Below are 23377 nucleotides of genomic sequence, written 5' to 3' on the forward strand. Positions count from 1 at the left end.
CCGGAAACGGGCCTTCCGGGGACGCACAGGTGCCAGGCCAGGCGCGTCCCGCCACGCGCACCCCCGTCGTCACGCCGATCCCCCGCGTCCGAGCCGCATGCCCAGCCCCCGCACGCGGTAGATGCGGCGGTCGTCCACCCACAGCCAGCCGTCGGCCCGCGCGAACCGTCCTTCCTCGTCCTCGCCCTCCTCGACGACGTCGATGCCCACGCTGACCAGACCGTCCGCGGGCACGATCTGGCCGCGGTACCGCCAGGTGAACTCCCGTCCCGTCAGGGGCACGAGCGTGCCGCGGGCGGCCTCGTTCCGCGGCACGGAACCCAGGAGGTGGACCTGCAGCAGCTGGGCCATGGCCTCCACGCCGAGGGAGCCGGGCTGGACGGGGTCCATGAAGAAGTGGGACGTGAAGAACCACGCGCCGGGGTCGACGGGCTTCTCCGCCCGCAGCCTGCCCAGCCCCGCGGAGCCGCCGCCCGGCCAGCGGCCGGTGACGCGGTCGATCATGCGCAGCATCGGGCCGGGCAGCCGCGCTCCCCCGGGTGCGCGCTCCCCCGTGAGGTCAGCGGGCTCGGTGAGTTCGTCGCAGGGCGCTGCCCATTCGGCGCGTTCCCCTGCCTCCGGGGGAATGCCGACCTGCCGGGCGAGCGCGGTCTGCGGGAAGAAGCCGAAGGACGAGGCGATGCTCATCAACGGTGCGCCGTCGGCGGTGCATTCGACGGTGAAGGAGACGATCGTGGTGTCGCCGTGTCCGGCGGAGGCGACGAGTTCTACCCGGGTGCGCAGGGTGCGCACGCCCGGCCGGACGAGCCGGTGCAGCGTCGCGGTGCCGTCGAGGTTGCGGAAGACGAGGCGCGGGCCGGTGGCAATGGCCGGGTCGGCGGTGCGGACGGCGAGCCAGCCGCAGGGCTGCAGCGCCACTTCCATCAGGACCGCGTAGGGCATCACGGGGGTGCCGTTCTGTTCGAAGTACCAGACGTCCTGCGGCACGTCGTACTCGGCGACGACCGTGCTGCCGGGCCCGGGCACGGCGGGGGCGGCGTCGAGGGACACGATGCGGCTCATGAAGTGGTAGGGCGGGCCCGGCAGGCGGATGACGGTCGCTGCCCCGTCCAGGGCGGCGGCCGGGGGTCCGAAGGCCTGGCTGGGGCTCCCCCACGCGCAGGCGAGGAGGGACGGGTAGCCGAAGGCGAACCCGTTCTCGGTGGCCGTCGGGCGGGGCTCGCGGTGCCCGGCGAGGCCGCCGAGCAGCCGGGGTTCGAGGCGGGTGCCGGTGGTCTGTTCGCGGTGCGGCCCGAGGTGCTGCCAGTGCTCCAGCGGCGCGTCCCGTACGAGGCGCAGCGCCAGGTTGCGGCCGTGGAAGGCGTGGACGCCGTCCACGCTCACCATGACCTCCGCGTGGATCTCGGGCTGCGGGCCGGCGCGCAGGCCCCCGACGTGGACCTCGTAGACGACGTGCCGGCTCTCCGGGGTGGCCTGGGAGCGGCAGCGTGCCGTGGCGGTGAGTCCGGGCACCGCTTCGAAGGCCGCTCCGTCGTGGTCGATGGTCAGGCCCAGGGCGGCCAGGTGGAAGGCCATGGCCTGCTGGGCGCCGTGGATCATCAGGGTGCCGGGCAGGACGGGGTCGTTCTTGAAGTGGCCCTCGAAGTACCAGGCTCCGGGGTGGATGCGGGCTTCCGCGCGCAGGTACCCGCGGCCGCGTGCGCCTCCGGCCGGGTCGAACGCGGTGACCTCGTCGATCATCAGGAGCCTGCCGCTGTCGATGCGGGGTGTCCGCACGTGGGCGCGGGTGGCGTTCCAGGCGGGTCCGAAGCAGTCGTACGGCCGGCCGTCGGCGAAGGCGCGCACGGCGGCGGCGTCGAACCGGGTCGCGGCGGTGGGCGGGGGGACCGGCTCGAAGGGCAGGTCCGCGGGGAGCGCCTCGCCGGGAGTCCACCGGATGCCCTCGGCCGCCGCGAGCTCGGCGGCGGTGAAGAACCCGGCCTGTCCGTTGCGGATGGTGGCGACGAGGGTGTCACCGGCGTAGCAGTCGGAGTGGAAGAAGAACAGGCGGGTGCCACGGTGTTCGGCGTGGCCGTCGATGTGGATCGCGTAGCGCAGGGTCTGCCCGAGCCGGGGGGCGGCGCCGTGGTAGGTGGCTTCGCAGCCGAGCAGGCGGTAGACGCGCTCGCCGCGGTTGAGCAGGTCGACGCCGAGCCAGCTGATCAGGAGCAGGTCGGCCTGGCCGGCCTCGATGAGGAGGGCGCCGGGGATGCGGCCGGTGGAGTCGAGGAACCACCGGTCGGACGTCAGATCGGTCTCGGTCCAGATGGTGCCCGTTCCCATGGAGGCCGGCTGCGCGTCGATCCCGGTGACGCGGTCGACGAGCAGCAGGGGCGGCCCGGGGAGCCTGGTCTGGTGCCGGTGGCCGTCCTGGGCGGCGAAGAGCGGCCCGAACAGCGCGGAGACGGGCCCGTCCGCCAGTTGCTCCAACTGGGCGCGGTCGAACTTCGGGCCGGGCAGGACCGGTTCCCGGAGCGATGGCCTCGGCGGGCGTACGGCGGAGGGCTGGTGGGCGGGCGGCGCGGGCAAGGGCGCGGGGGGCGGCAGGGGGCCCGACATCAGCTGCCGTCCCTGGAGGTAGCGCAGGTGCAGGGCGGTCTGCTCGGTCAGGTACTGGTGGTGCAGGGCGGTGACCGTGGCCCGGTGCCGGGCGATGGCCCCGGTGCGGGTCGTCCGTGGGGGCAGGAGCGCGTTCCGGGACGGCGTGCCGGGCGCGTGCGGCTGCCCCGCCGGGACGTCCCGGGTGGCCCGGGAGCTCTCGATGACCGGCGCGTTCTGCCCTACCGGAGGAAGTGCGGGAGCCGGGCTCATCACGGTGACCAGCGGGTCCGGGACGGGCAGGCGGACTGCCGGGAGGTGGGCCGGCAGGGTGAGCCTCCGCCGGGGAGTCCGGGGAGTCCGCGTGCCGTCGTCGTCCTCAGGCCCGATCAGCCGCAGGAGGCGTTCCGGTTCGCACAGCCCCGCCGCCTGCAGTCGCGCCACCGACCGGCGCAGCCTGCGGACGGACCGGCCGCCGGGCTCGTCGAGGGCCACGGCCAGGTGGTCGCGGCCGGCGAGGATGCGGCCGATCCAGTCGGTGCACAGCGAGCGGGGGCCGTGCTCGATGAAGACGCGGACGCCGTCGGCGTAGGCCCGCTCGACGACGGCCGGGAAGTCGACGGTGCGCATGGCCTGCCCGGTGAGGGCGTCGGCCGCGCTCTCCTCCGTGGGCAGATACGGTTCGGCGGTGTCTCCGCGGTAGAAGCGGACTCCGGGGACGGGCACGGTGGGCCGGCGGTGCAGTCGGTGCCAGGCCTCGCGGACGGATGCGAGCTCCGGGGCGTGGGCGGCGATGTCGTAGTCGAGCCGGATCGCGTCGCGGGGGAAGTGGCGCCGCACCACGGCCGCGCAGGCGCGTTCCTCCCCGCCGATGACGCAGATGCCGGGGGCGTTGATCGCCATGAGGTGGACGGCGGGTTCGCCGGCGACGGCCTCCTTCACCCGCTCCAGGGGCCCGGTGACCAGGTAGTTCTGCCAGCGGGTGCCGGTCAGTCCCTTGGCCTGCCAGACGCGGCGGATCGCCCGGTAGTCACCCGTCACGTCGCGGGTGAAGAGCTCGCCGTGCCGGGCTTCCTCGGCGAGCGCGACGGCATCGGGCCAGGCCCCCAGCGCGATGAGCGCGGAGGTCTCTCCCGAGGAGTAGCCGATGGCCGCGTCGGGCTGCAGCCCCAGCAGGTGGCGGGTGACCATCGTGTGCATGAAGGCGAGACAGGTGGTGGTCCAGATCCTGTCGAGGACGCCGCTCCCGCCGAAGTCCGCCGGCGGCCAAGGCGCGTCCACCATTCCGCACCCGCGGCGTACGGCTTCGGCGAGGTCGGGCAGGACGAGGGACAGTTCGCGGCCCATGTGCGGGTAGGCGGCCGCACCGTTGGTGTAGACGAAGGCCACTTGGCCGTCGCGGCGGGGACGTCGCGCCGCCGTCCGGCGGACTGTCGGCGGCGCGGCGTGGAGGCGGATGCGCCGTGCGGGCCCGTCCAGGAGCGGGACGACGACCTCGGCCGTCCGCGCTTGCGGTGCCGGCAGGCAGTGCAGGCCCGGTCGCGGCCGGATGCCCTGGTCGAGGCTGGTGACGGCGGTGGCGACGGCGAGCAGGCCGCAGGCGGCGTGAGGGATGCCGAACAGTGCGGAGTTGTCGACGCAGCCCGCTTGCTCGCCCTCCGGGAGGGAGATGCCGGTGCTGACACACAGGTCCGGTGCGGTGGTCGCGGTGCCGTCCGGAGCCGCCGGGACGGGGTCCCCTGCCTGCTCGGTGCGGGCCTCCTCAGTGCCGGCCCCCTCGGCGCAGACGCCTTCGGTTCCGTCCAGCACCGCGAGGACGGGTTCGCCGGCCCGCTCGGCGTCCTCCAGCCGCTTGAGGACCAGGACCACTGCCGCGTCCCCGGGTTCGCGTACGAGGCCGAGTTCCTCCAGGGCCGCCCGGTGCACGGGGTCGTGGGAGAGGTCGGCCGATCCGACGATCACGGCGTCCGCCTCGTCCGCCCGTAGCCAGCGGGCCGCCACGGCGAGGGCGACGGTGCCGGAGTCCTCCTCGGCCGAGACGGTGAAGCCGGCGCCGGTCAGGTCGAGCCCGCTGTTGATGCGGTTGGCAGCGATGTTGGCCATCGCTCCGACGACCCCTGCCGCGGTGCCCGGTGCCGTGAAGGCGTCCTCGATCTGTGCCGGAGCACCGGCGGGCAGGGGAAGGCCGGCGCGCTGCCAGTGGCTGCCGATGCGCCACCGGGCGTAGTGCCGGGCGATCCGCGGATCGACGCCCGTGCCGACGAGGACGGCCGTCCGGCCGGCAGGAAGGTGCACTCCTTGGGCGGCCTCCCGGGCGGCAGCGAGGATCAGCACTTGCTGGGGCAGTGCTTCGCGCAGGTCGCTGGGCGGGAACCGCAGCCCCTCCAAGTCGAGTTCGACGGTGTCGCGCGGTGCCCGGTCCGGCTGTCCGGTGCGCAGTGCGGTGACGAAGTCCTCGGTTCCGCCGTGGCGTCCGACGCGCGCCGCAAGGGCGACGACCGCCACGGAAACGTCATGGACGGGCCCTGTCCGGCCGACCGGAGGAAGGGGGAAGGGCGAGGACGGCGCGGCGTGGACGTCCCACGCGTCGAGGACGACGTGGGCGTTGGTGCCGCCGAACCCGAACGCGCTGACGGCGGCCCGGCGGGGCCCGTGCCAGTCCTCGTTCTCCGTCACGAGGCGCAGGGGCGCGCCCGCCAGGGCGGTGGGGGTTCCGTCGTGCGGTGTGGCCGGGCGGATCCCGGTGCGGAGCGCGCCGATCGTCTTGAGCAGCGCGGCCGCTCCGGATGTGGTCAGCAGGTGGCCGACGTTGGCCTTCAGCGCGCCGACCGGCAGGGCGGGGCGGTCGGAGAAGACCCGGCCGGTGGCGCGGGCCTCGACCGCGTCGCCCACGGTCGTCCCGGTCGCGTGGCACTCCAGCAGCCCCACCGATTCCGGGGGCACGCCCGCGGCGGCGTAGGCCAGGCGCATGACGCGTTCCTGGCCCGCCTGGTCGGGGGCGATCAGGCCGGAACCGCGGCCGTCGTTGCCGATCCCGATGCCGCGCACGACCGCGAGCACCTCCCGGCCCCGGGCCAGGGCGTCGGAGAGCCGCATGAGCGCGATCAGGGCGGCGCCCTCGGCGGGGACGAGGCCGTCGGCCTCCTGGTGGAACGGGCGGCTCCGGCCGGTCGGGCTGAGCACGCCCATCGACCGGAAGCCCCCGTGGACGAGCAGCGCGTCGGACCGGTTGACGGCGCCTGCCAGCATCAGGTCGGCCGTGCGGTCGTGGAGGCGGTCGCAGGCGAGCTTCACCGCGTACAGCGACGAGGCGCAGGCCGCGTCCAGGGCGTGGGCGCCGGCGTCCAGTCCGAGGGCGCGGGCGGCGAGCAGGGCCGGCAGGCCGGAGGAGAAGCGGTTGAAGGGGTGGGGCCGAGGGGGCAGCGACGCGCGCAGCAGGTCGCGCAGCGGGGGCTCCTGGGCCGAGAGCCATACGTGCTCGGCGTGGCGGACGGCTGCTGTCGGCGGGTACATCAGGTTGCCGAGCACCAGGCCCGTGCTGCGGGGTGCGGTACCCGGGAGGGGGTGTCCGGCTTCGGTCAGTGCCTGGCGGCCCGCGTGGAGGACCCAGTGGAAGAGGGGGTCCAGGCGAAGGATCTCCTCGGGCGCGAGGGCGTAGCCGGTGGGGTCGAAGGCGTCCGCGAATCCCCGGACGAAGCCGCCGGTGGTGCTGACGGCGGAGGGCGTAACCGCATGGGCGGACGGGGCGGGCGTGCCCGCTCCGGAAGACGGATCCCAGCGATCGGGCGGGGCGGGTCCGAGGCTCACCCGGCCCGTGGTGACGTTCTGCCAGAACTGCTGCGGACCGAGGGCGTCCGGCAGCACGCACCCGCGCCCCACGACGGCGACGGGCTCAAAGGGCACCGGCATCTCGCCTCCCGTTGTCCCCGTTCCCGGGCATGAGCGGCCTGTCCGGTCGCCGGATCAGCTCTACGTCGAGGAGATCGGCGAACGGGGTGCCGTCGTGGCAGACGAGCCGCAGGTGGCACACCGGTAGGAAGTCCGAGGCCCGGACCGGCAGCACGGTGCAGGTCACGGGCCCTTGGGCGGGTCCCCGGTGGTGGAGGCGGAACGTGCCCACGGCCATCGGGAAGGGGACGTGGCCGACGGCTTCGCGCGCCCAGAGCGCGGCGAGTTGCAGGGCGCCGTCGAGAACGGCCGGGTCGGTCTGCCAGGTGTCTCCGGGCCAGCCCAGCGCGGACAGCCCGACGAGGCCGCCCCGGGCGCCCGCCGGCGCCACGCCCTCCACCTCCCTCAGCGCGTGCAGCATCGGGCCGTGGAAGAGCAGGTGCCCGTCGTAGATCTCATCCTGTTCCCAGGGCGGCAGGATGAGGCCGGCTCCGGTCCCGGGCCCGGCTCCTGCCCCGGCTCCCGTCCCGGCCTCGGTTCCGGCTTCGACGCGCGCGGTGCAGTGCAACCGGTCTCCGCCCCAGCGCATCTCCATGGACAACGATCCGCTCGCCCCCAACAGACCGGGCGTGCCCGTAGCGCTCGCGCCGGTGAGCGTGAACACCGTGTCCTGCGGCTTCCGCCCGTCCCAGCTGACGGGTTGCAGTACCCGGACGTCGCGCAGTGCCACGGCGGCGCCCGGATGCCAGTTGCGGGCGCCGGCGAGGAGCCATTCGAGGGTCAGGGCCAAGGGCAGGACTGTCCGGCCGAGGATGACGTGGTCGGCCAGCTGCGGGTGTGTCTCGGGGGTGACGCGCACCTGGGCGGGCTGGGGGTACCGCAGTCCGGCCGGCGGCAGTACGGCGGGGCGTTCCTCCTGTGCGCCGGCCGGGGCGGGTACGGCCGTGAGGAGGACCCGGCTGTCCGTGCCCGGACCGGTCACCTCGTCGACGAAGGCCTGTGCGCCGGCCGGGATGCTCAGCAACGGCACACCGGCGGACGCGAAGTGGTCCGCGAGCGCGGGGGTGACCATGCCGCCCTCCCACGGGCCCCAGGCCGGCGCCTGGACCCGGCAGCCGGGCCGGGCGGCGGCCTCGACGGCGGCGACGTGGCCGAGCGTCTCGTTGGCCATCGCGTAGTCGCTCTGTCCCGGGTTGCCGAAGCAGCCCGCCACCGAGGAGAAGAGGGAGATGGTCCGCAGCGGGTCCTCGGCCGTGGCGTCCAGGAGGACGCACAGGCCGGCTGTCTTGGTGCCGAAGACGGCGTCGAACTGCTCGTCGGTCTTGTCGGCGATCCGCTTGTCGGCCAGCGCTCCGGCGCCGTGGACGATGCCGGTCACCGGCCCCCACGCGGCGCGGACGGAGTCCAGGGCGGCCCGTACGGCGCCGGGGTCGCGGATGTCGGCCGGGAAGTAGCGAACGGGGGCGCCGGCCTCGTCGATCGCGGCCAGCGTCGCCCTGATCTCGCGGACGGCGAGGACGCGGCGGGCCTCCCGGCCCAGGGCGGCCGGGGTGTCGTCCGGGTTCCGCTCGGCGAGAGCTCGTACGAGGACGGGTTCGTCCGCATCGGGCGGCAGTCCCGGGGGCTCGTCGTCCAGTGCCGTGCGGCCCAGCAGGGCCAAGTGCGGGCGGCGGGCGCGGGCGAGCGCGGTCACGGCGGCCGCGGTCACGCCACGGGCGCCTCCCGTGACGACGAGGACGTCCTCCGGGCCCGGGCCGTCGTCGGCGTCCGTTCCGGCCGCCGAGGGGAGGGCGGAGAGGGCGGCCGGGACGAACACCGTCGTCACCCGGCTCCCGTCCGGGGGCAGGCCCGCCTCCAGCAGCGGCCCGCCGTCGAGGAGTTCGGCGACGACGGCGTCCGCGACCTCCTGCGGCGAACGACCGGAGCGGGCGCAGTCCACGGCTTTGAGCACCGCCTTGGGCCACTCCGCGGCGAGTGTCCGGACGAGGGCCACCAGACCGCCGAGCCAGGCCCGCTCCCCGTGCGTCCCGCCCGCGCCGAAGTCTCCGCCGGTGTCCTGCACCGTGACGAAGACCCCGCCCGCCTGCGCGAACCGCGGGGCCAGCAGGCGCGCGGCTGCGAAGGCATCGCGCTGGACGTCCAGCATGGCATCGCGGGTGAGGCCCTCGGTGAGGCCGCCCAGGAGCAGGACCGCCCTCGATTCCGGGGGCGTGCCGACGACTGCCTCGGCGGGCACTCCCCGCGCCTCCAGGCGCTCGGCCACCAGGGCGGCGAGGCCGGAGCCCCCGTCGACGACGTGCAGGGTGTGCTCCCCCAGCCTGGGCATGCGCAGCCCACCGGGCGGGACGGGCACGATGCGCGGCACGTAGCGCCCGAGCACGGGGGTGGCCGGCCCTGCCGTCAGGGCGGGGCGGACGGGGCCGGGCTCCTGGGCCTGCGGCAGGGCCGGTGCCGCGTCGTCCGCCACGGACCGCAGCCGGTCCACGACCTGCCGGAGCGTGCGCAGGGAGACCAGTTCCGCCGGATCCCCCTGGAAGCCGGGCGGCTCGCCCACGCGCCGGCGCAGCAGGGAGAGGATCTCCACGCGCTTGATGGAGTCGATGCCCAGTTCGGACTCCAGCTCCATGTCCGGGTCGAGCATGTCGACGGGGTAGCCCGTCCGTTCGGCCACCACCTCCAGCAGGACCTCCTCCACCCGGGACGGGTCGAACTCCACGGCCGGCTGTGCGGGGCCCGGTTCACCGGCCGGGGCGGGAGCAGGGCCGGGGCCTGGGACTGGGACTGGGACGAGTGGGTGCGGTGCGGGCGCCGGGGCCGAGTCGTCGCCCGTCTGCCACGGGACCGGCGGCGCGGCGCCGGGCGGTGAGCCGGTGTCATCGGCGTCCGGTTGCGGCAGCAGCGGCACGGCTCCGGGAGAGCCGGCGAGCGCCGCGAAAGACGTCTCCGACATCCGCAGGAAGGCCATGTGGGCCTCGCTCACCGACCGCAGGTAGACGGCGTGGGCGTCGGCGGTCTGCCGCTGGGCTTCCTCGATCTCCGCGAGCCGGCCATCCGGTCCGGCAGCGGCACCGGCCGGTCGCGTGCCGGGGAGAAGAGACGGAACGGACGGCGCCGGAGGCATGAGCGTCCCGGACGGATTCGCTGCCGTGCCGGGTGATGCATAAGGACCGGGGGAAACGGGAGGCTCAGGCGGCGCAGGTGGCCAGGGTGGTGCCGGGGCGGCGGATGTGCCTTCCGGTAGCGATCGGCCTTCCGGCAGGGCCGGTGCCGCCGGTGCCGCCGGTGCCGCCGGTGCCGCCGGTGCCGCCGGTGCCGCCGGTGCCGCCGGTGCCGCCGGTGCCGCCGGTGCCGCCGGTGCCGCCGGTGCCGCCGGTGCGGAAAGCACGGGAACCGCTGGGGACACGGGAGTCCCGGAGGCCGCGACCCGCCGCGCCGGGGTGGCCGCCCGCTGCGCGTCCGCCGCCTGCGGCGGGTAGCGGCGCCCGAGGTTGCCGCCGTCGATCCGTACGGTCGCACGGTGCCGTCGCTTCCCCACCTCCGGTTCGGGCACGGCGTAGTGCCGCCAGTAGGGCGCGAAGTCCACGGCGATCCCGTGCACGGACAGGCGGGCCAGGGCCTCCTGCAGTGCCGTCACTCCGTGTGTGCCGCGGCGGTCGAGGGGAACGGCCAGGTGGGGGCGGTCGCCGAGGATCCGGCTCACGAGGCCGGTGAGGACCGATCCGGGTCCCACCTCGACGAAGGTCCGCACACCGGCCGCGTACATGGCCTCGGCCTGCTCCGCGAACCGCACGGGTACGGTCAGGTGCCGGGCCAGGCGGGCGCGGATCCGCTCGGGATCGCCGGGGTAGGGGGCGGCGTCGGCGTTGGCAAGCACCTGCACGTCGCCGGGTGCCGTGACCTCGGCGGCGGCCAGGGCCTCGGCGAACGGCCCGGCGGCGGCTGCGACGAGCGGGGAGTGGAAGGCGGCGGACGTCGCCGGGCGTACGGTGCCGACTCCTGCCGCGGCCATACGGCCGGCCACCGTCGTGATGGCCTCGGCCGTGCCGGAGACGACCGTCTGCTGCGGGCCGTTGACGTTGGCGATCCACACGTCCGGTACGCCCCACTCGTCCAGCGCCGCCCGCGTGTCGCGCTCCCCTGCCTGTACCACCAGCATCGCTCCCGGCGTGGCCGCCGACGCGTCGCGCATCGCCTCTCCCCGGCGGCGGGCCAGGTGCATGAGCGTTTCCGCATCGTAGGCGCCTGCCGCGTGCAGGGCGGTGAGCTCACCGAGGCTGTGGCCCGCGAGGCAGCCGGGCCGGAGGCCGAACTCCTCCAGCAGGGACAGGAGCGCGAGGCTGTGCGCGGCGACGGCGGGCTGTGCCCATTCGGTGGCGGTGAGCAGGGCCTGCTGGGCCGCGTGCTGTTCCGGGGGCGCGGGAGGGGGAAAGACCACGCGGTGCAGGGGCGTACCGTCGTGGCCGGCTCCGCCGTGCGCGTCCCAGGCCGCGAGTGCCGCGGGGTGGTGCGCGGCCAGGTCGCCCCCCATGCCGGTGTACTGGGAGCCCTGGCCGGGGAAGAGGAAGCCCACGCGGCCCGGTGCGGCCGGCCCGGCTCCGAAGTACAGGGCCGGGGGCGTGGAGGAACAGTCCCCCGCGCGCAGGGCCTCCGCGGCCCGCTCCAGTTGCCCGGCGAGTGCGGGGGCGTCGGCGGCGATCACCGCGAGGCGCTGGTCCGCGCCGGGCCGGAAGCCGTCCTGGCTGCTGCGGGCGAGGGCCGCGAGGCCGCGCACCGCTCCCGCCCCGTCGCCGGCGTTCGCGTCCGCGGCCCGCCGCAGTTGCCCGATCCGCTCGCGCAGTTCGTCGCCGGAGCCGGCACTGAGGAGGAAGAGTTCGGTGGGGGCGGTCCGCAGGCGGGGCCGGACGCCCCCGCCGTCCTGTACGTCGCCGGACGGGCGGTGTTCCTCAAGGGTGACGTGGAAGTTGCTGCCGCCGAACCCGAAGCTGGAGACGGCCGCGCGTCGCGGTGTTCCGCCGTCCGCGTGCACCCAGGGGCGGGTGCTGGTGTTGAGGTAGAACGGGCTGGTGCCGGTCCGCAGGGCGGGGTGCGGGCGTTCGGCGTGGAGGGTCGGCGGCAGCACCTTGTGGTGCAGGGCGAGGACGGCCTTGAGCAGCCCCGCCGCTCCTGCCGCGCTCTTGGCGTGGCCGATCTGGGATTTGACCGACCCGAGGGCGCACCACGGCCCGCCGTCCCGTCCTCCTGCGGCCGCCCCGTAGACCTCGCGCAGGGCCGTGAGCTCCGCCTGGTCGCCCGCCTTGGTGCCGGTTCCGTGCGCCTCGACGAGCTCGACGGTGCCGGGAGCGTAGCCCGCCTCGTCGTAGGCGCGGCGCAGGGCCAGGACCTGTCCCTGTGCCCGCGGGTTGTAGATGGCGGCGCCGCGCCCGTCCGAGGAGGTGCCCAGGCCGCGGACGACCGCGTAGATGCCGTCTCCGTCCCGCTCGGCGTCGGCCAGCCTCTTGAGCGCGAACATCACCACGGCCTCGCCGAGCATGGTGCCGTCCGCTTCTTCCGAGAACGGCCGGCACTCCTGCGTCGGTGACAGCGCGGGGGTGGCCGTGAAGCAGCAGAACATGCCGATGTCGTTCGTGACGTCGACGCCTCCGCTGATCACCAGGTCGGCCCGCCCCAGGGACAGCTCGTCCAGGGCCGTGGACAGGGCGGCCAGCGAGCTGGCGCAGGCCGCGTCGGTGGTGTGGTTCGTGCCGTGCAGGTCGAAGTGGGCGGCGATCCTCCCGGCGATGACGTTGCTGAGCAGGCCGGGGAACACGTCCTCGTTGGAGTCGGGGTAGTGCGCCGCGACCCGGTCGCAGACCGCCTGCGCCTCCGTCTCCGGGAGGCCGTGCTCCCGCAGGGCCTTGAGCCAGACGGGGCGCTGGGTGCGGGCGTTGGACTCGGTGAGCAGGCCCAGGGCGGAGGAACCGAGGACCACGGCGACCCGGTCACCGGGCGGGCCGACGGCGTCGCGGCCGCCGGTGGCGTCCCGCAGGACCTGGTCGGCCACCAGCAGTGCCAGGAGCTGCGCGGTGTCGGTGGAGGCCAGGGTCTGCGGCGGGATGCCGTAGGCCAAGGGGTCGAAGTCCACTGCGGGGACGAATGCCCCGCGCCGGCTGTAGACCTTTCCCGGGATGCCGGGGACGGGGTGGTAGTAGTCGTCGATCAGCCACCGGGTCGGCGGGATGTCCTGCATGGGGTCGCGGCGGCCGAGGATCAGCCGCCAGCTCTGTTCGAGGTCGCGGGCGTCCGGCAGCAGGGCGCCGAGGCCGACGATCGCGACGGGCACACGGCCGGGTAGCGGCTGGTTTGCCATGGGTGCGTCCCTACGGTGGGGGGTCTTGACCTGGGTGATTCCTTACGTGGGGGCGCCGCCGCAGCGGCGAGGCGGATCGGGCGGCCGGTGTGTGCGACGGGCTCCGCTGCGCCGGACGGGCCGAGCGGGCGGGCACGGGAGTCCTGGCCGGGCGGGTGGCTAGGCGAGTCGTCGGGGACGGGGGGCGAAGGCGGCCGCGGGGACGGGGACGCCGTGGCTGCGCAGTTGGTGGGCACGGGTGATGAGGGCAGCGCCTTCGAGGAAGTTGAGGGCGATCTGCACGACGTCCCGCTGCTCCGGGTCGGCCAGGAAGCTGTGGGCGGCCCAGCGGTTGAAGGCGCCCATGGCGGGTCCGCACCAGATCTGGTAGTCGGCGCGCCGCTCGCTGTGGCCCGAGACCGCCCACCGGCTCGACATGCCCATGTACCAGCGGAAGACCAGGGCCATGCGGTGGCGGGCGTCCTGCTCGGCGCGCGCCGCCTGGGCGGGGTCCCGCTGCTCCCAGAACCGGCGGGTCTCGGCCCACACGGCTTCGAAGGGGGCCTGCAGCACGTCCCGTTCGACCTTCTCCCGTTGTCCCGGAGGGATGTCCTCCCAGCCGGCGTGGTCCCGGTAGAGCTGGTGGAGCCGGGCCGAGCGCTGTGCGAAGAAGGTGCCCCGGCGGAGGACCTGGACCTTGACCCCGAGTTCGAACATGTCGGCCGCCGGCGCCATGGTCACGTCGGCGATGTCGGCCTGGGCGAGCATCCGCTTCGCGTCGTCCGACAGCCCCGCCTCCCGGGTGGCCTGGTTGACGGAACCGGTGACCACGTAGGCCGCGCCCAGGGCGAAGGCCGCGGCCACGGCCGCGGGCGTGCCCAGCCCGCCCGCGGCGCCGACCCGGATGGCCCGGTCGTAGCCGTGTGCGGCGGTCAGTTCGTCCCGCAGGGCCAGCATGACCGGGAGGAGGACGGCGAGCGGCCGGTTGTCGGTGTGCCCGCCGCTGTCCGCCTCGACGGTGACGTCCTCCGCGACCGGCACGCGTGCGGCCAGTTCGGCCTCGGCCGCCGTCAGCTGCCCCCGCTCCACGAGGGTGCGCAGGAGCGGTGGCGGTGCGGGGGACATGAAGGGCCCGGCGACCTCGGGCCGCGACACCTTGGCGAACAGGCGGGTGCGGCGCAGGATCCGCCCGTGCGGCCCGCGGTGCAGCCCGCGGGCGGCGACCCGGACGACGGCGGGCGTCAGGGCCATGAACGCCGAGGCGGAGACGGCCGGTACGCGGTGGCGCAGGGCGATGTCCGCGATCCGTTCCTCCAGGGCGGGGGCGCCGGGTGAGTGGATGAGGTTGATGCCCCAGTTGGGTCTGCCCGCGAGGGTGGCGGACAGTTCGGTGACCGCCCGTTCCACGCGGTCGGGGTCCAGGCCCGCCGCGCCGAGGAAGCCGAGCATGCCCGCACCTGCCATGGCGCGGACCATGGCCACGGTCGCGATGCCGTTGGCCATCTCCCCGGCGGCGTAGGGGAAGCGCACGCCGTGGACTTCGGCGAAGGAGCGGTCCCCCAGCCATTCCGGGTAGAGCGGGGGCAGGGTGCCCAGGAGGGGCAGCCCGGGTTGTCCTGTGCCGGCCGGGGTCGTCGAGCCTCCGACGGCGATGCCGAGGCCGGAGCCGGGAACGGGGCCGGGGCCGGAGGGGAGAGCCACGATGTGGACGGCCTCCCTGATGCGGGCTGCCGCAGCCAGGATCTCCGGCGGTGTGCAGGCGGGCGGGGAGTCGGCGGGGTACCAGAGCGACGCGGACGGGGCGGGCGGGGCGGACGCGGAGGTGGCCCGGGGCGGGCCGGTGGCGGTCATGGCTCCGCTCCCGGGCGGTTCACTTCGTCACCCCCGGTCGGACAGCCGTCGTCAGTCGCAGCGATGTGTGGTCGACGGTGCGGGGCAGCGGGCGTCCGGGGCCGAGCCGGTGCCGCGAGGACAGCCGCCACTGCCGGCGGAGGAGTTCGGCGAGGAGGGTGGCGCTGGTGAACAGCACCACGTTCCTGCCGGGGCACTCGGCGGGGCCGCGGCTGAACGGTGCGATCGCCCAGTCCGCCTCGGCCCGCCCGTCGAGCCACACCTCGGGCTCGAACCGGTCGGCGTAGGGCAGGCGCCGGGCGTCGCGGTGGAAGTACGAGCTGTAGAAGATCACCGCCGTTCCCGCGGGCACGGTGGTGCCGCCCGGCCAGTGCGTCTCGACGGTGGTGTCCCGAAGGATGGCCAGGGACGTGGGCCACAGCCGTTGCGACTCCAGGACGCAGGCCCGGAGATAGGCGTCATCGGTGCGGGCTCCGGCCGCTTCGGTCCGGTGGCCGGCGAGGAGGCCGAGGGCGAGGTAGGCGCCGATCGGGGCGGCATCGAAGGCGAAGAACCAGTGCTGTATCTGGGCCACGGGCTTGACCCCGGCCCCGGCCGGGGTGGCCCGGACCGCACGGGCCAGGCCGCCCGGCTCAGGCAGGTCGAGGTACTCCTGCGACCGGACGAAGAGCTCCGTGCGCAGCCGGTGGCGCTTGCGGTGCAGCATGAACCAGTTGCCGTCGCCGCGCAGCTCGTCCCGGAGTTCGGTGATGCGCTCGTCGTCGCGGGCCGCGTCGCCGAACACGATCCGCCGCACGATGCGCTGGTACGCGGCGTGGAACCGCTTCCAGTCGAGGGTGTCGTGGCGGAGGAGCGGTCGCGCCTCTTCGCGGACGGCTTCGCGGAAGGCTTTGTGGAACCGGTGTTCGGGGGCGGGGTGGTCGAGCGCGGTCTCGTTGAACAGGCGTCGTGGCTTCCTGGAGGCTCCCCGGGTGATCAGCACCGCGTCCGGTTCGAAGTGCGAGAGGGCCGCCGTCTTCTCCTTGTTGGCAGCCGTGAACGACGCCCCGGTCTCGCCGAGCACCCGGCGGACCTCCTCGACCGAGAGGAGGACGAGCCCCTGCCTGCCGGGCACGGAGACCAGCACCGGCCCCGGGCCATAGCGTTCGCGCAGCCCGTCCAGGGCCCGGCAGGCCCACGCGTTGCTGTCGAGCGCGGCCGCCACCCGGAGCGCGTGAGGACGGCGGATGATGGGCCCCTGGGCGAGGTTGGGCAGCAGGCCGAGGGCGATCAGGCGGAGAACATCGGTCCGACGGGCTCGGGTGACTTCGTGGACCACGACGGAGCCTCCTCGTTCCGGCCGGTCTTGTGAGGGAGACTGCCCCGAGGATTCGCCCCTGATGCGCGAAATGCACGGCATCAGCCGCACGGGGGTGCACGCCGCGGCAGCACGGGCAGACGGAAAGGGCCGCGCGCCCGACGGAAGGTCGGAGGGCGCGCGGCCTGCCGCAGGTGCCCGTGCCCATGCCCCTGCGGCCCCTCGGCGGCTGGAACCGGGGCTTACTTGTTGATCAGCGTGTTGCCCTGGCTGAGGTTGCCGATGCCGACCACGGAGATCACGTTGCCGCCGACGTTCGGGGAGACGTGCGGCGTGACCTGAAGGACGTTGCCGGCGGCCACGCCCGGGGAGTTCTGCGCGCAGCCGTCGGCCTGGTGCGCGCTCGCGGCGGTCGCGCCGGCACCGAGGGCGGCGGCGGCGAGAGCGGTCACGGCGGCGGCGTTGCGAATGCTCATAGCTCTTCTCCAAAAGGTGGAAGGGGGGAAGTAAGCCAGTGCAAAAGCTCTGGCAAGAACGAGTCTTGCGTAGGAAAAACCGCTGGCACTACCAACTGCCCGTATGTTCATCCTCCTCCGTGATCACGGCTCCGGCATTGACCCCCTACGAGTGCGGGCGGGCAACGGCCTGACGAACAAAGGCAGTTGGCAGATGCGTGCGATGAACATGCATGCATGACACATCAGCCCGTACAGGCGGGGCGGACAAGAGGGAGTAAGAGATGCTGGTTCTCGGACGCTCGCACATCGAGACCCTGCTCGACATGGACGCACTGATCGACGCCCTGGGCCCGGCGATGGCAGACCTCACCGCGGGCAGCGCCTCGGCGCCCGACCGCGTCGCCGCCACGGTGCCCGAACGGCAGGGCTTCGTGGCGGCCATGCCGGGCTACGTGCCGTCGGCGGGCGCGCTCGCGAGCAAGCTGGTCTCCCTGTTCCCGCACAATGCCGGAACCTCGCTGCCCACCCACCAGGCGGTCATCGTCGCCTTCGACCCGGCCACCGGTGAGCCGGTCGCCTTCCTGGACGGCACGGCCATCACCTCGGCGCGAACCGCCGCCTGCTCCGCACTCTCGGCACGCCTGCTGGCACGTACGGATGCGACGGTGCTGGCGCTCCTCGGAACCGGGGTGCAGGCCCGCTCACACGCCCGCGCCATCTGTCGCGTCCGCCCGATCCGGCAGATCCGGGTCGCCGGCCGGAACCCGGCGAAGGCGGCCGCCCTGGCCGGCGAGCTGTCGTCCGCATTGGACGCCGACGTCCGCCCGGCGCCCACCTACGCCGAGGCGCTCGACGGCGCGGACATCGCCGCCGCAACCACCCACGCCCTCGAACCCGTGGTCCGCCGCCCCTGGCTGACGCCCGGCGCGCACGTGATCTCGGTGGGCTACAACCCGGACGGCCGCGAGGTCGACGACGCCACGGTCGCCGAGGCACTGGTCTGCGTCGAATCACGGCAGGCCGCACTCGCCCCCTTCCCCGCCGGCAGCAACGACTTGCTGCATCCGATCCGCGACGGCGTCATCACGGCCGGGCACGTGTACGCCGAGCTCGGCGAGCTCGTCTCCGGCAGCAAGCCGGGGCGCACTTCGCCGGATCAGATCACGCTGTACAAGTCGGTCGGCGTGGCGGTGCAGGACGCCGTGGCCGCGGCCCTGGTCGTCGCCGCTGCCCGCGAGAAGTCGGTCGGCGAGGAGATTGCGCTGGGGTGACCGCGCCGGGGCTGTCCGCGGCGCCGCGATCGTGAGCCGGACGGCCTGCGGCGGCGGCCACGGCAAGGACGCGAAGGGGGCGGCGGACGGCAAGGCCGCCGCCCCCGGCACGTCGGCGGCGAAACCGTGAGCGGCCGCGCCGCCCTCTGAAATCAGGTGCTGGCCCGAGCATCCGGGCGGCGATATCCTGAAATTCAGGACACCTGTCGACCGTACGGTCGGCTCGCGCGGTGTAAGGCCGCTTCCGCGGTCTCACACCGCCTGAGTGGCGCTCGAACGACGATGTCCGACGGAACAAGAAATACGGAAACTCGGGAGATCACCGTGATCATCCTTGGTCTCATCCTTCTCATCGTCGGATTCCTCATCGGCATCCATATTCTGTGGACGATCGGCATCATCCTGGTCGTGATAGGCCTCATCCTCTGGCTCCTGGGAGCCGTCGGACACGCGGTTGGCGGCCGGCGCCACTACTGGTAGGAAAGGCACAGCACTGCGCGTCACGCCGCCGAGCCGGGCCTGACCAGCGCGAAGGTCATCAGAACGGCACGCCGCTGTCGGAGTGGTAGCGGCCCCGGCCGTCGTTTTCCTCACACCATCTGTCGAATTCTTTCCTGTAGCTGACACGCCGTCGCCTGCCACCGCCGCCGCCAAGGCCCTTGATCAGGAGCACCGGCATGAAGAGGAGGGCACTGGTGGCGAAGGCCGCCAAGAGGAGGTCGAGGACGAAGGCCAGGACGAACTTGCCGCCATAGAATCCGGCGACCGCGAGGGCCGCTATGACGACGGCCTTCCAGGCGACCGGCAGGCGCTTGAAGCGGATCAGGAAAAATGCCCTACAGGCAACCGCTCTCCGCCTTGGCCGAGTTGATCGAGTCGATCTGGTTGATCTGGTTGATCTGGTTGATCGAGTTGATCTGGTTGATCGAGATGACATACCGCCACTTCCCCCGTCCGAACGCTCAATTTCGGCCCGCGGGCCGAAACGTCACTCGGAGAGTGTGACAGCGCGCGCCCCTTCCGGATCAGTGAGTTCGGAACTCCGACGCCTCGGAGTTCCGTTCGAGAACCCTGACCTGCCGGCGAACACGGCCGAGGCGAGAAACCCGAGGCGGGGATTCAGGGACGGGAATGGCGGATGACAAGGTCCAGGAGGCGGTGTACGGCCGCATCCGCGTCGGCGCGGCGCACCGCGGCGACGGTCGTCCGCAGGTACGCCGATGATCCTCGAAGCGGCACGAAGGCGATTCCGGGGACGGGGAAGTCGCGCAAGTCCTCCGGCATGAGGCTGACGCACAGCCCGGCGGCCACGTAGCCGAGCAGGCCGGTGAGGTCGTCCGCATCGGCGCGGCAGCGCGGCGTGAACCCCGCCTCCCGGCAGGCGAGCCGGGCCTGAAGGGCGAGGCCGGGCAGGGCGGTTCCGCTGAGGAGGACGAAGTCGTCGTCACGGAGGTCCTCCAGGCCGATGGAGCCGGCTCCGGCCAGCCGGTGCTCGTGCGGCAGGGCGGCGACGACGTGCTCGACGGCGAAGTCGTGGGCGGCGAGTTCGTCCGACACGGGCAGGGGGTCGCGGATGAACGCGAGGTCCAGGGTGGCGGCGCGGAGCATCTCGACGAGCGTGGCGGTGGAGTCCTGGTGCAGGTGGATGCGCAGGCCGGGAAGTTCCTCTGCGGCGGCTCGCAGCAGCCGGGGCAGGTGGCGGTGGCTGAGGATGCTCACGTACCCCACCCGCACGTCACCCTCCAGGCCCTGCGCGACGCGCCGCACGCGCTCGACGACCGCGGACTGGGCGTCCAGCAGCCGCCGCGCCTCCACGGCGAACGCCGCACCCGCGGGGGTGAGGCGCAGGCCCCCGGGCCTGCGGTCCAGGAGGGTCGCGCCCAGGCCGCGCTCCAGCCGCTGCATCGCCTGGCTCAGCGGCGGCTGGCTCATCGAGAGGCGCTCCGCCGCCCGGCCGAAGTGCTTCTCCTCGGCGAGGACCAGGAACTGCTCCAGCAGGCGCTTTGTGAACTCCATACGATCAAGGATATCGAATCGGCCTGCAACATATATTGGACAGACATCGGCTCCGTGGAGTGCAGTGGTTCCCAGCGCTGAGCGGGCGGAATCCGCTCCCCGCACTGACAGGCACCCCTGCCGGAGAACCCCTGGCAGGCGCAGGCATCTCCAAGGAAGCCACGGAAGCCACTCATGCACATGCACGACGTCGCCCAGCTGTTCACCACCCCGCTGGACGCACCCGCTTTCGCCCCCACCAGGTACCGGTTCACCGACCGCGAGTACCTGAGCATCACCTACCGCACCGACCCCGAAGCCCTGAGGCGGGTCGTCCCCGAGCCGCTGACCGTCCCCGAGCCGCTGGTGCGGTTCGAGATCATGCGGATGCCCGACGTGACGGGCCTGGGCGACTACACGGAGGCGGGCCAGGTCATCCCCGTCGAGTACGAGGGCGAGCGCGGCGAATACAACCTGGCCATGTACCTCGACAGCGTCCCGGCGATCTCCAGCGGGCGGGAGCTCAGCGCCTACCCGAAGAAGGCCGGCTCACCCAGGCTCTACGTCGACTCCGACACCCTGGTCGGCACCCTCGACTACGGCTCGCTGCGGGTGGCCACCGCCACCATGGGCTACAAGCACCACCCGATGGATCCGGAAGAGGCGCGCGCGGAGATCTGCGTGCCCACGTTCATGGTCAAGGCGGTGCCCGGCTACGACGGCCGGCCGCGCATCTGCGAACTGGTCCGCACTCAGATCACCGACATCACCGTCAAGAGCGCCTTCCGCGGCCCGGCCCGCCTGGAACTCTTCGCCCACGCCCTGGCGCCGCTCGCGGACCTGCCGGTACGCGAAGTCGTCGCCGCCGGCCACATCCTCACCGACCTCACCCTGAGCCCGGCTGCGGTCGTCCACGACTACCTCGCCCACTGAGAAGGCGGTGCACCCACCATGAACGCACACGCATCACGCGCCGCGGACGCCCGCGCCGCGGACGCCCACACCGCGGTGGACGCCCGCACCACGGACGCCCACACCACCGACTCCCGCACCACCGGCACACTCGCCGGATACCGGCAGGCGGCCGTCATCGGCGGCGGCGTGATCGGCATCTCCTGGACCGGGCTGTTCCTCGCTCACGGCCTGGACGTCGTCGTCAGCGACCCGCGCCCCGACGCACAGGACCAGGTCCTGGCCGGCCTGGCAGAGATCACCCCGGCCCTGGCGGAACTCGGGCTTCCCACCGAGAACCTGACCGCCCGGCTCCGCTTCGAGCCGGACCTGGCCCGCGCGGTCGCGGACGCCGACGTCGTGCAGGAGAACGGCCCCGAGCGCCTTCCGGTCAAACAGCAGATCTGGAAGACCGTCGAGCAGGCCGCCCCCGCCCACGCGCTGCTGGCGACGTCGACCTCCGGCATCCCCGCCACCGCCATCGCCGAGGCCATGCGGCAGCCGGAGCGCCTGGTCGTCGGCCACCCGTTCAACCCGCCGCACCTCGTACCGCTGGTGGAAATCGTCCCCGGCGAGCAGACCTCGGCGCAGACCCTCCGCCAGGCCCGCGCCTTCTACACCGCGCTCGGCAAGAAACCGCAGGTCCTGCGCAAGGAAATCCCCGGATTCGTCGCCAACCGCCTGCAGTCCGCGCTGTTCCGCGAATGCGTGTACCTGGTCGCCGAAGGCGTGGTGACCGAGGCCGAGCTGGACGAGATCGTCACCGACTCCATCGGCCTGCGCTGGGCGGTCGCCGGTCCCTTCCGGACCTTCCACCTCGGCGGCGGACCCGGCGGCCTGCCGCACTTCCTCCAGCACCTCGGCCGCGCCATGGAGGCGGCATGGCCCGGCCTGGGCAACCCGGCGTTCGACGAGCCCACCGTCGCGCTGCTGACCGCGCAGGCGCGGGAGGCCTTCGCGGACCAGCCGGTCGGCGAACTCGTCGCCCACCGCGACCACGCGCAGATCGCCCTGATGCGCGCCCTGGCCGAGACCGCCCACGCACGGCCCGCACAGCACGGACAGCCCGCACAGCACGGACAGCCCACACAGCACGGACAGCCCACACAGCACGGACAGCCCACACAGCACGGACAGCCCACACAGCACGGACAGCCCGCACAGCACGGACAGGCAGCCGCATGAACCTCACCGACAAGATCAACGCCGCGCTGGACAACCCGGTCACCGACGAGTCCGGCGACGACTTCGACATCCACGCCGCGCTGAACGACGTCCTCGGCGGCGTCGGAATGAGCGAGCAGGACGCCGGGGGCACCGTCTCCTTCACCGGCGCCGACCCGGTCGTCCCCTCCGCCCTGCGGCTGGCAGCCGCCCCCGCCCTCGGCCTGACCGCCAAGTCCGTGGCCCTGGCCAAGCTGTGGCAGCACCGCGGCGGTCCCGGCCAGGACATCTCCATGGACCTGCGGAAGGCCCCCCACCGGCTCTGCCCCTTCTACGACGGCAAGTGGGAGAAGCTCAACGGCTACCCCGTCGCCGCCCCCGACGACCCCTTCGCGCTCTCCTTCTACCGTGCGGGCGACGGCCGCTGGGTGATGCCGCTCAACGTCTACCCGGCGCTCAAGTCCCGCACCCTGAAACTGCTGGGCGTCCCCGACGACGCCCTGGCCATCGCCAACGCCGTCGCCCGCTGGGACGGCGCGGAACTGGAGCGGGCCGGCGCCGACGCCGGCGTCGTCATGCCGATGCTGCGCGGCACCCGGGAGTTCCTCGGCACCCGGCAGTACCGCGACGTGCTGGCCGGCATGCCCCTGATCGAGATCGAGAAGATCGGCGACAGCGCACCCGAGCCGCTGCCGCCCGGCGCCCGCCAGCCGCTGGACGGCGTGCGCGCCCTGGGTCTGGGCCACGTCATCGCCGGCGCCGCCATCGGCCGCACCATGGCCCAGCACGGCGCGGACGCGCTCAACATCTGGCGCCCCGGCCAGTTCGAGAACGACATCCTCTACTACACCGCCCAGGTCGGCGTCCGCTCCGCCACCCTCGACCACGCCCGCGACCTGCAGGCCGCCGCCACCCTGCGCGAACTGCTCCGCGGCGCCGACGTCTTCTACGCCAACCACCGCGCCGGCTACCTGGAGCGCATGGGGCTCACCCCGCAGGAGGCGGCCGGGATACGGCCCGGCATCATCCACGCCACCGTCAGTCTCCACGGACAGCACGGGCCGTGGGCCGGCCGCGTCGGCTTCGACCAGACCGCCGGCTGCGTCAGCGGGATGATGAACCTCGAAGGCACCGACGACAACCCGGCGCTGCCCCCGATCAAGGTCGTCAACGACTACCTGGTGCCCTGGCTGGCCACCACCGGCATCATCGCCGCCCTGATGCGGCGCGCCACCGAGGGCGGCAGCTACCGCGTGCACGTCTCCCTGACGCGGGTCGCCCTGTGGATCCTCAGCCTCGGCATCCTCGACAAGGACTACGCCCGCCGGCTCGCCGGCACCGGTGGACGCCACGCCTACCTCGACCCGGACACCTTCACGGCCGACACCCCGTGCGGCCACTACCAGGGAGTGACCGACCAGGTCGTCATGTCCGAGACGCCGGGCGCCTTCCGTACGGTCCTGATGCCACGCGGCGCGGGCCGGCCCGAATGGCTCGCGCGCGGCCGCTGAACGGCGGCACCAGGGCCCGGCGGCGGGCCGGGTCCCGGGCATGTGTCCGGGACCCGGCAGGCGGTCGGCAGGCGGAGTCCGCGCGTCAG

12 protein-coding genes are annotated in these 23377 nt (G+C 73.8%); 6 read left to right on the forward strand and 6 right to left on the reverse strand.

Annotated features, from left to right (window positions below):
• Nucleotides 1–69: 69 nt before the first annotated feature.
• The 5 genes from ACOTKD_RS03190 to ACOTKD_RS03210 form a co-directional block, all read right to left on the reverse strand.
• On the reverse strand, nucleotides 70–6486 hold the full coding sequence (locus ACOTKD_RS03190) for a beta-ketoacyl synthase N-terminal-like domain-containing protein (RefSeq protein ID WP_424887273.1): 6417 nt from the start codon (nucleotides 6484–6486) through the stop codon (nucleotides 70–72).
• A complete protein-coding gene (locus ACOTKD_RS03195) occupies nucleotides 6470–12811 on the reverse strand; it encodes an SDR family oxidoreductase (RefSeq protein WP_424887274.1) in 6342 nt (2113 codons plus the stop codon). The genes ACOTKD_RS03190 and ACOTKD_RS03195 overlap by 17 nt, the downstream gene beginning before the upstream one ends.
• A gap of 159 nt (nucleotides 12812–12970) precedes the next feature.
• Nucleotides 12971–14641, reverse strand: a complete 1671-nt coding sequence (locus ACOTKD_RS03200; protein WP_424887275.1) for a PfaD family polyunsaturated fatty acid/polyketide biosynthesis protein — start codon at nucleotides 14639–14641, stop codon at nucleotides 12971–12973.
• A gap of 19 nt (nucleotides 14642–14660) precedes the next feature.
• Entirely contained in the window at nucleotides 14661–15959 is a 1299-nt protein-coding gene (locus tag ACOTKD_RS03205) for a cytochrome P450 (RefSeq protein WP_424887276.1), read from the reverse strand.
• Nucleotides 15960–16180: 221 nt separating this feature from the next.
• Nucleotides 16181–16414, reverse strand: coding sequence for a chaplin (locus tag ACOTKD_RS03210; protein ID WP_424887277.1), 234 nt, complete (start codon nucleotides 16412–16414; stop codon nucleotides 16181–16183).
• 263 nt (nucleotides 16415–16677) lie between these two features.
• On the opposite strand from ACOTKD_RS03210, the gene ACOTKD_RS03215 reads away from it, so the two are divergent.
• From ACOTKD_RS03215 to ACOTKD_RS03225, 3 genes are all read left to right on the forward strand, one after another.
• Nucleotides 16678–17667 carry an ornithine cyclodeaminase family protein gene (locus ACOTKD_RS03215; RefSeq protein WP_424887278.1) on the forward strand — a complete coding sequence of 330 codons (990 nt, stop codon included), beginning with the start codon at nucleotides 16678–16680 and terminating at the stop codon, nucleotides 17665–17667.
• Between the two features lie 324 nt (nucleotides 17668–17991).
• Nucleotides 17992–18147, forward strand: coding sequence for a DUF6131 family protein (locus tag ACOTKD_RS03220; protein ID WP_189382487.1), 156 nt, complete (start codon nucleotides 17992–17994; stop codon nucleotides 18145–18147).
• Nucleotides 18148–18229: 82 nt separating this feature from the next.
• Entirely contained in the window at nucleotides 18230–18538 is a 309-nt protein-coding gene (locus ACOTKD_RS03225) for a hypothetical protein (protein ID WP_424887279.1), read from the forward strand.
• Nucleotides 18539–18786: 248 nt separating this feature from the next.
• Here ACOTKD_RS03225 and ACOTKD_RS03230 read toward each other — a convergent pair whose 3' ends face one another.
• A complete protein-coding gene (locus ACOTKD_RS03230; protein WP_424887280.1) occupies nucleotides 18787–19683 on the reverse strand; it encodes a LysR substrate-binding domain-containing protein in 897 nt (298 codons plus the stop codon).
• A gap of 174 nt (nucleotides 19684–19857) precedes the next feature.
• Here ACOTKD_RS03230 and ACOTKD_RS03235 point away from each other — a divergent pair, with 174 nt between their 5' ends.
• Genes ACOTKD_RS03235 through ACOTKD_RS03245 form a run of 3 tightly spaced genes read left to right on the forward strand, consistent with a single transcriptional unit; the run spans nucleotide 19858 to nucleotide 23288 of the window.
• A complete protein-coding gene (locus ACOTKD_RS03235) occupies nucleotides 19858–20595 on the forward strand; it encodes an acetoacetate decarboxylase (protein ID WP_424887281.1) in 738 nt (245 codons plus the stop codon).
• Nucleotides 20596–20613: 18 nt separating this feature from the next.
• Nucleotides 20614–21798 carry a 3-hydroxyacyl-CoA dehydrogenase NAD-binding domain-containing protein gene (locus ACOTKD_RS03240; protein ID WP_424887282.1) on the forward strand — a complete coding sequence of 395 codons (1185 nt, stop codon included), beginning with the start codon at nucleotides 20614–20616 and terminating at the stop codon, nucleotides 21796–21798.
• On the forward strand, nucleotides 21795–23288 hold the full coding sequence (locus ACOTKD_RS03245) for a CoA transferase (protein ID WP_424887283.1): 1494 nt from the start codon (nucleotides 21795–21797) through the stop codon (nucleotides 23286–23288). The genes ACOTKD_RS03240 and ACOTKD_RS03245 overlap by 4 nt, the downstream gene beginning before the upstream one ends.
• The last annotated feature ends 89 nt before the right edge of the window (nucleotides 23289–23377 follow it).

The sequence above is a fragment of the Streptomyces sp. XH2 genome (assembly GCF_049725035.1).
Classification (GTDB): Bacteria; Actinomycetota; Actinomycetes; order Streptomycetales; family Streptomycetaceae; genus Streptomyces; species Streptomyces roseoverticillatus.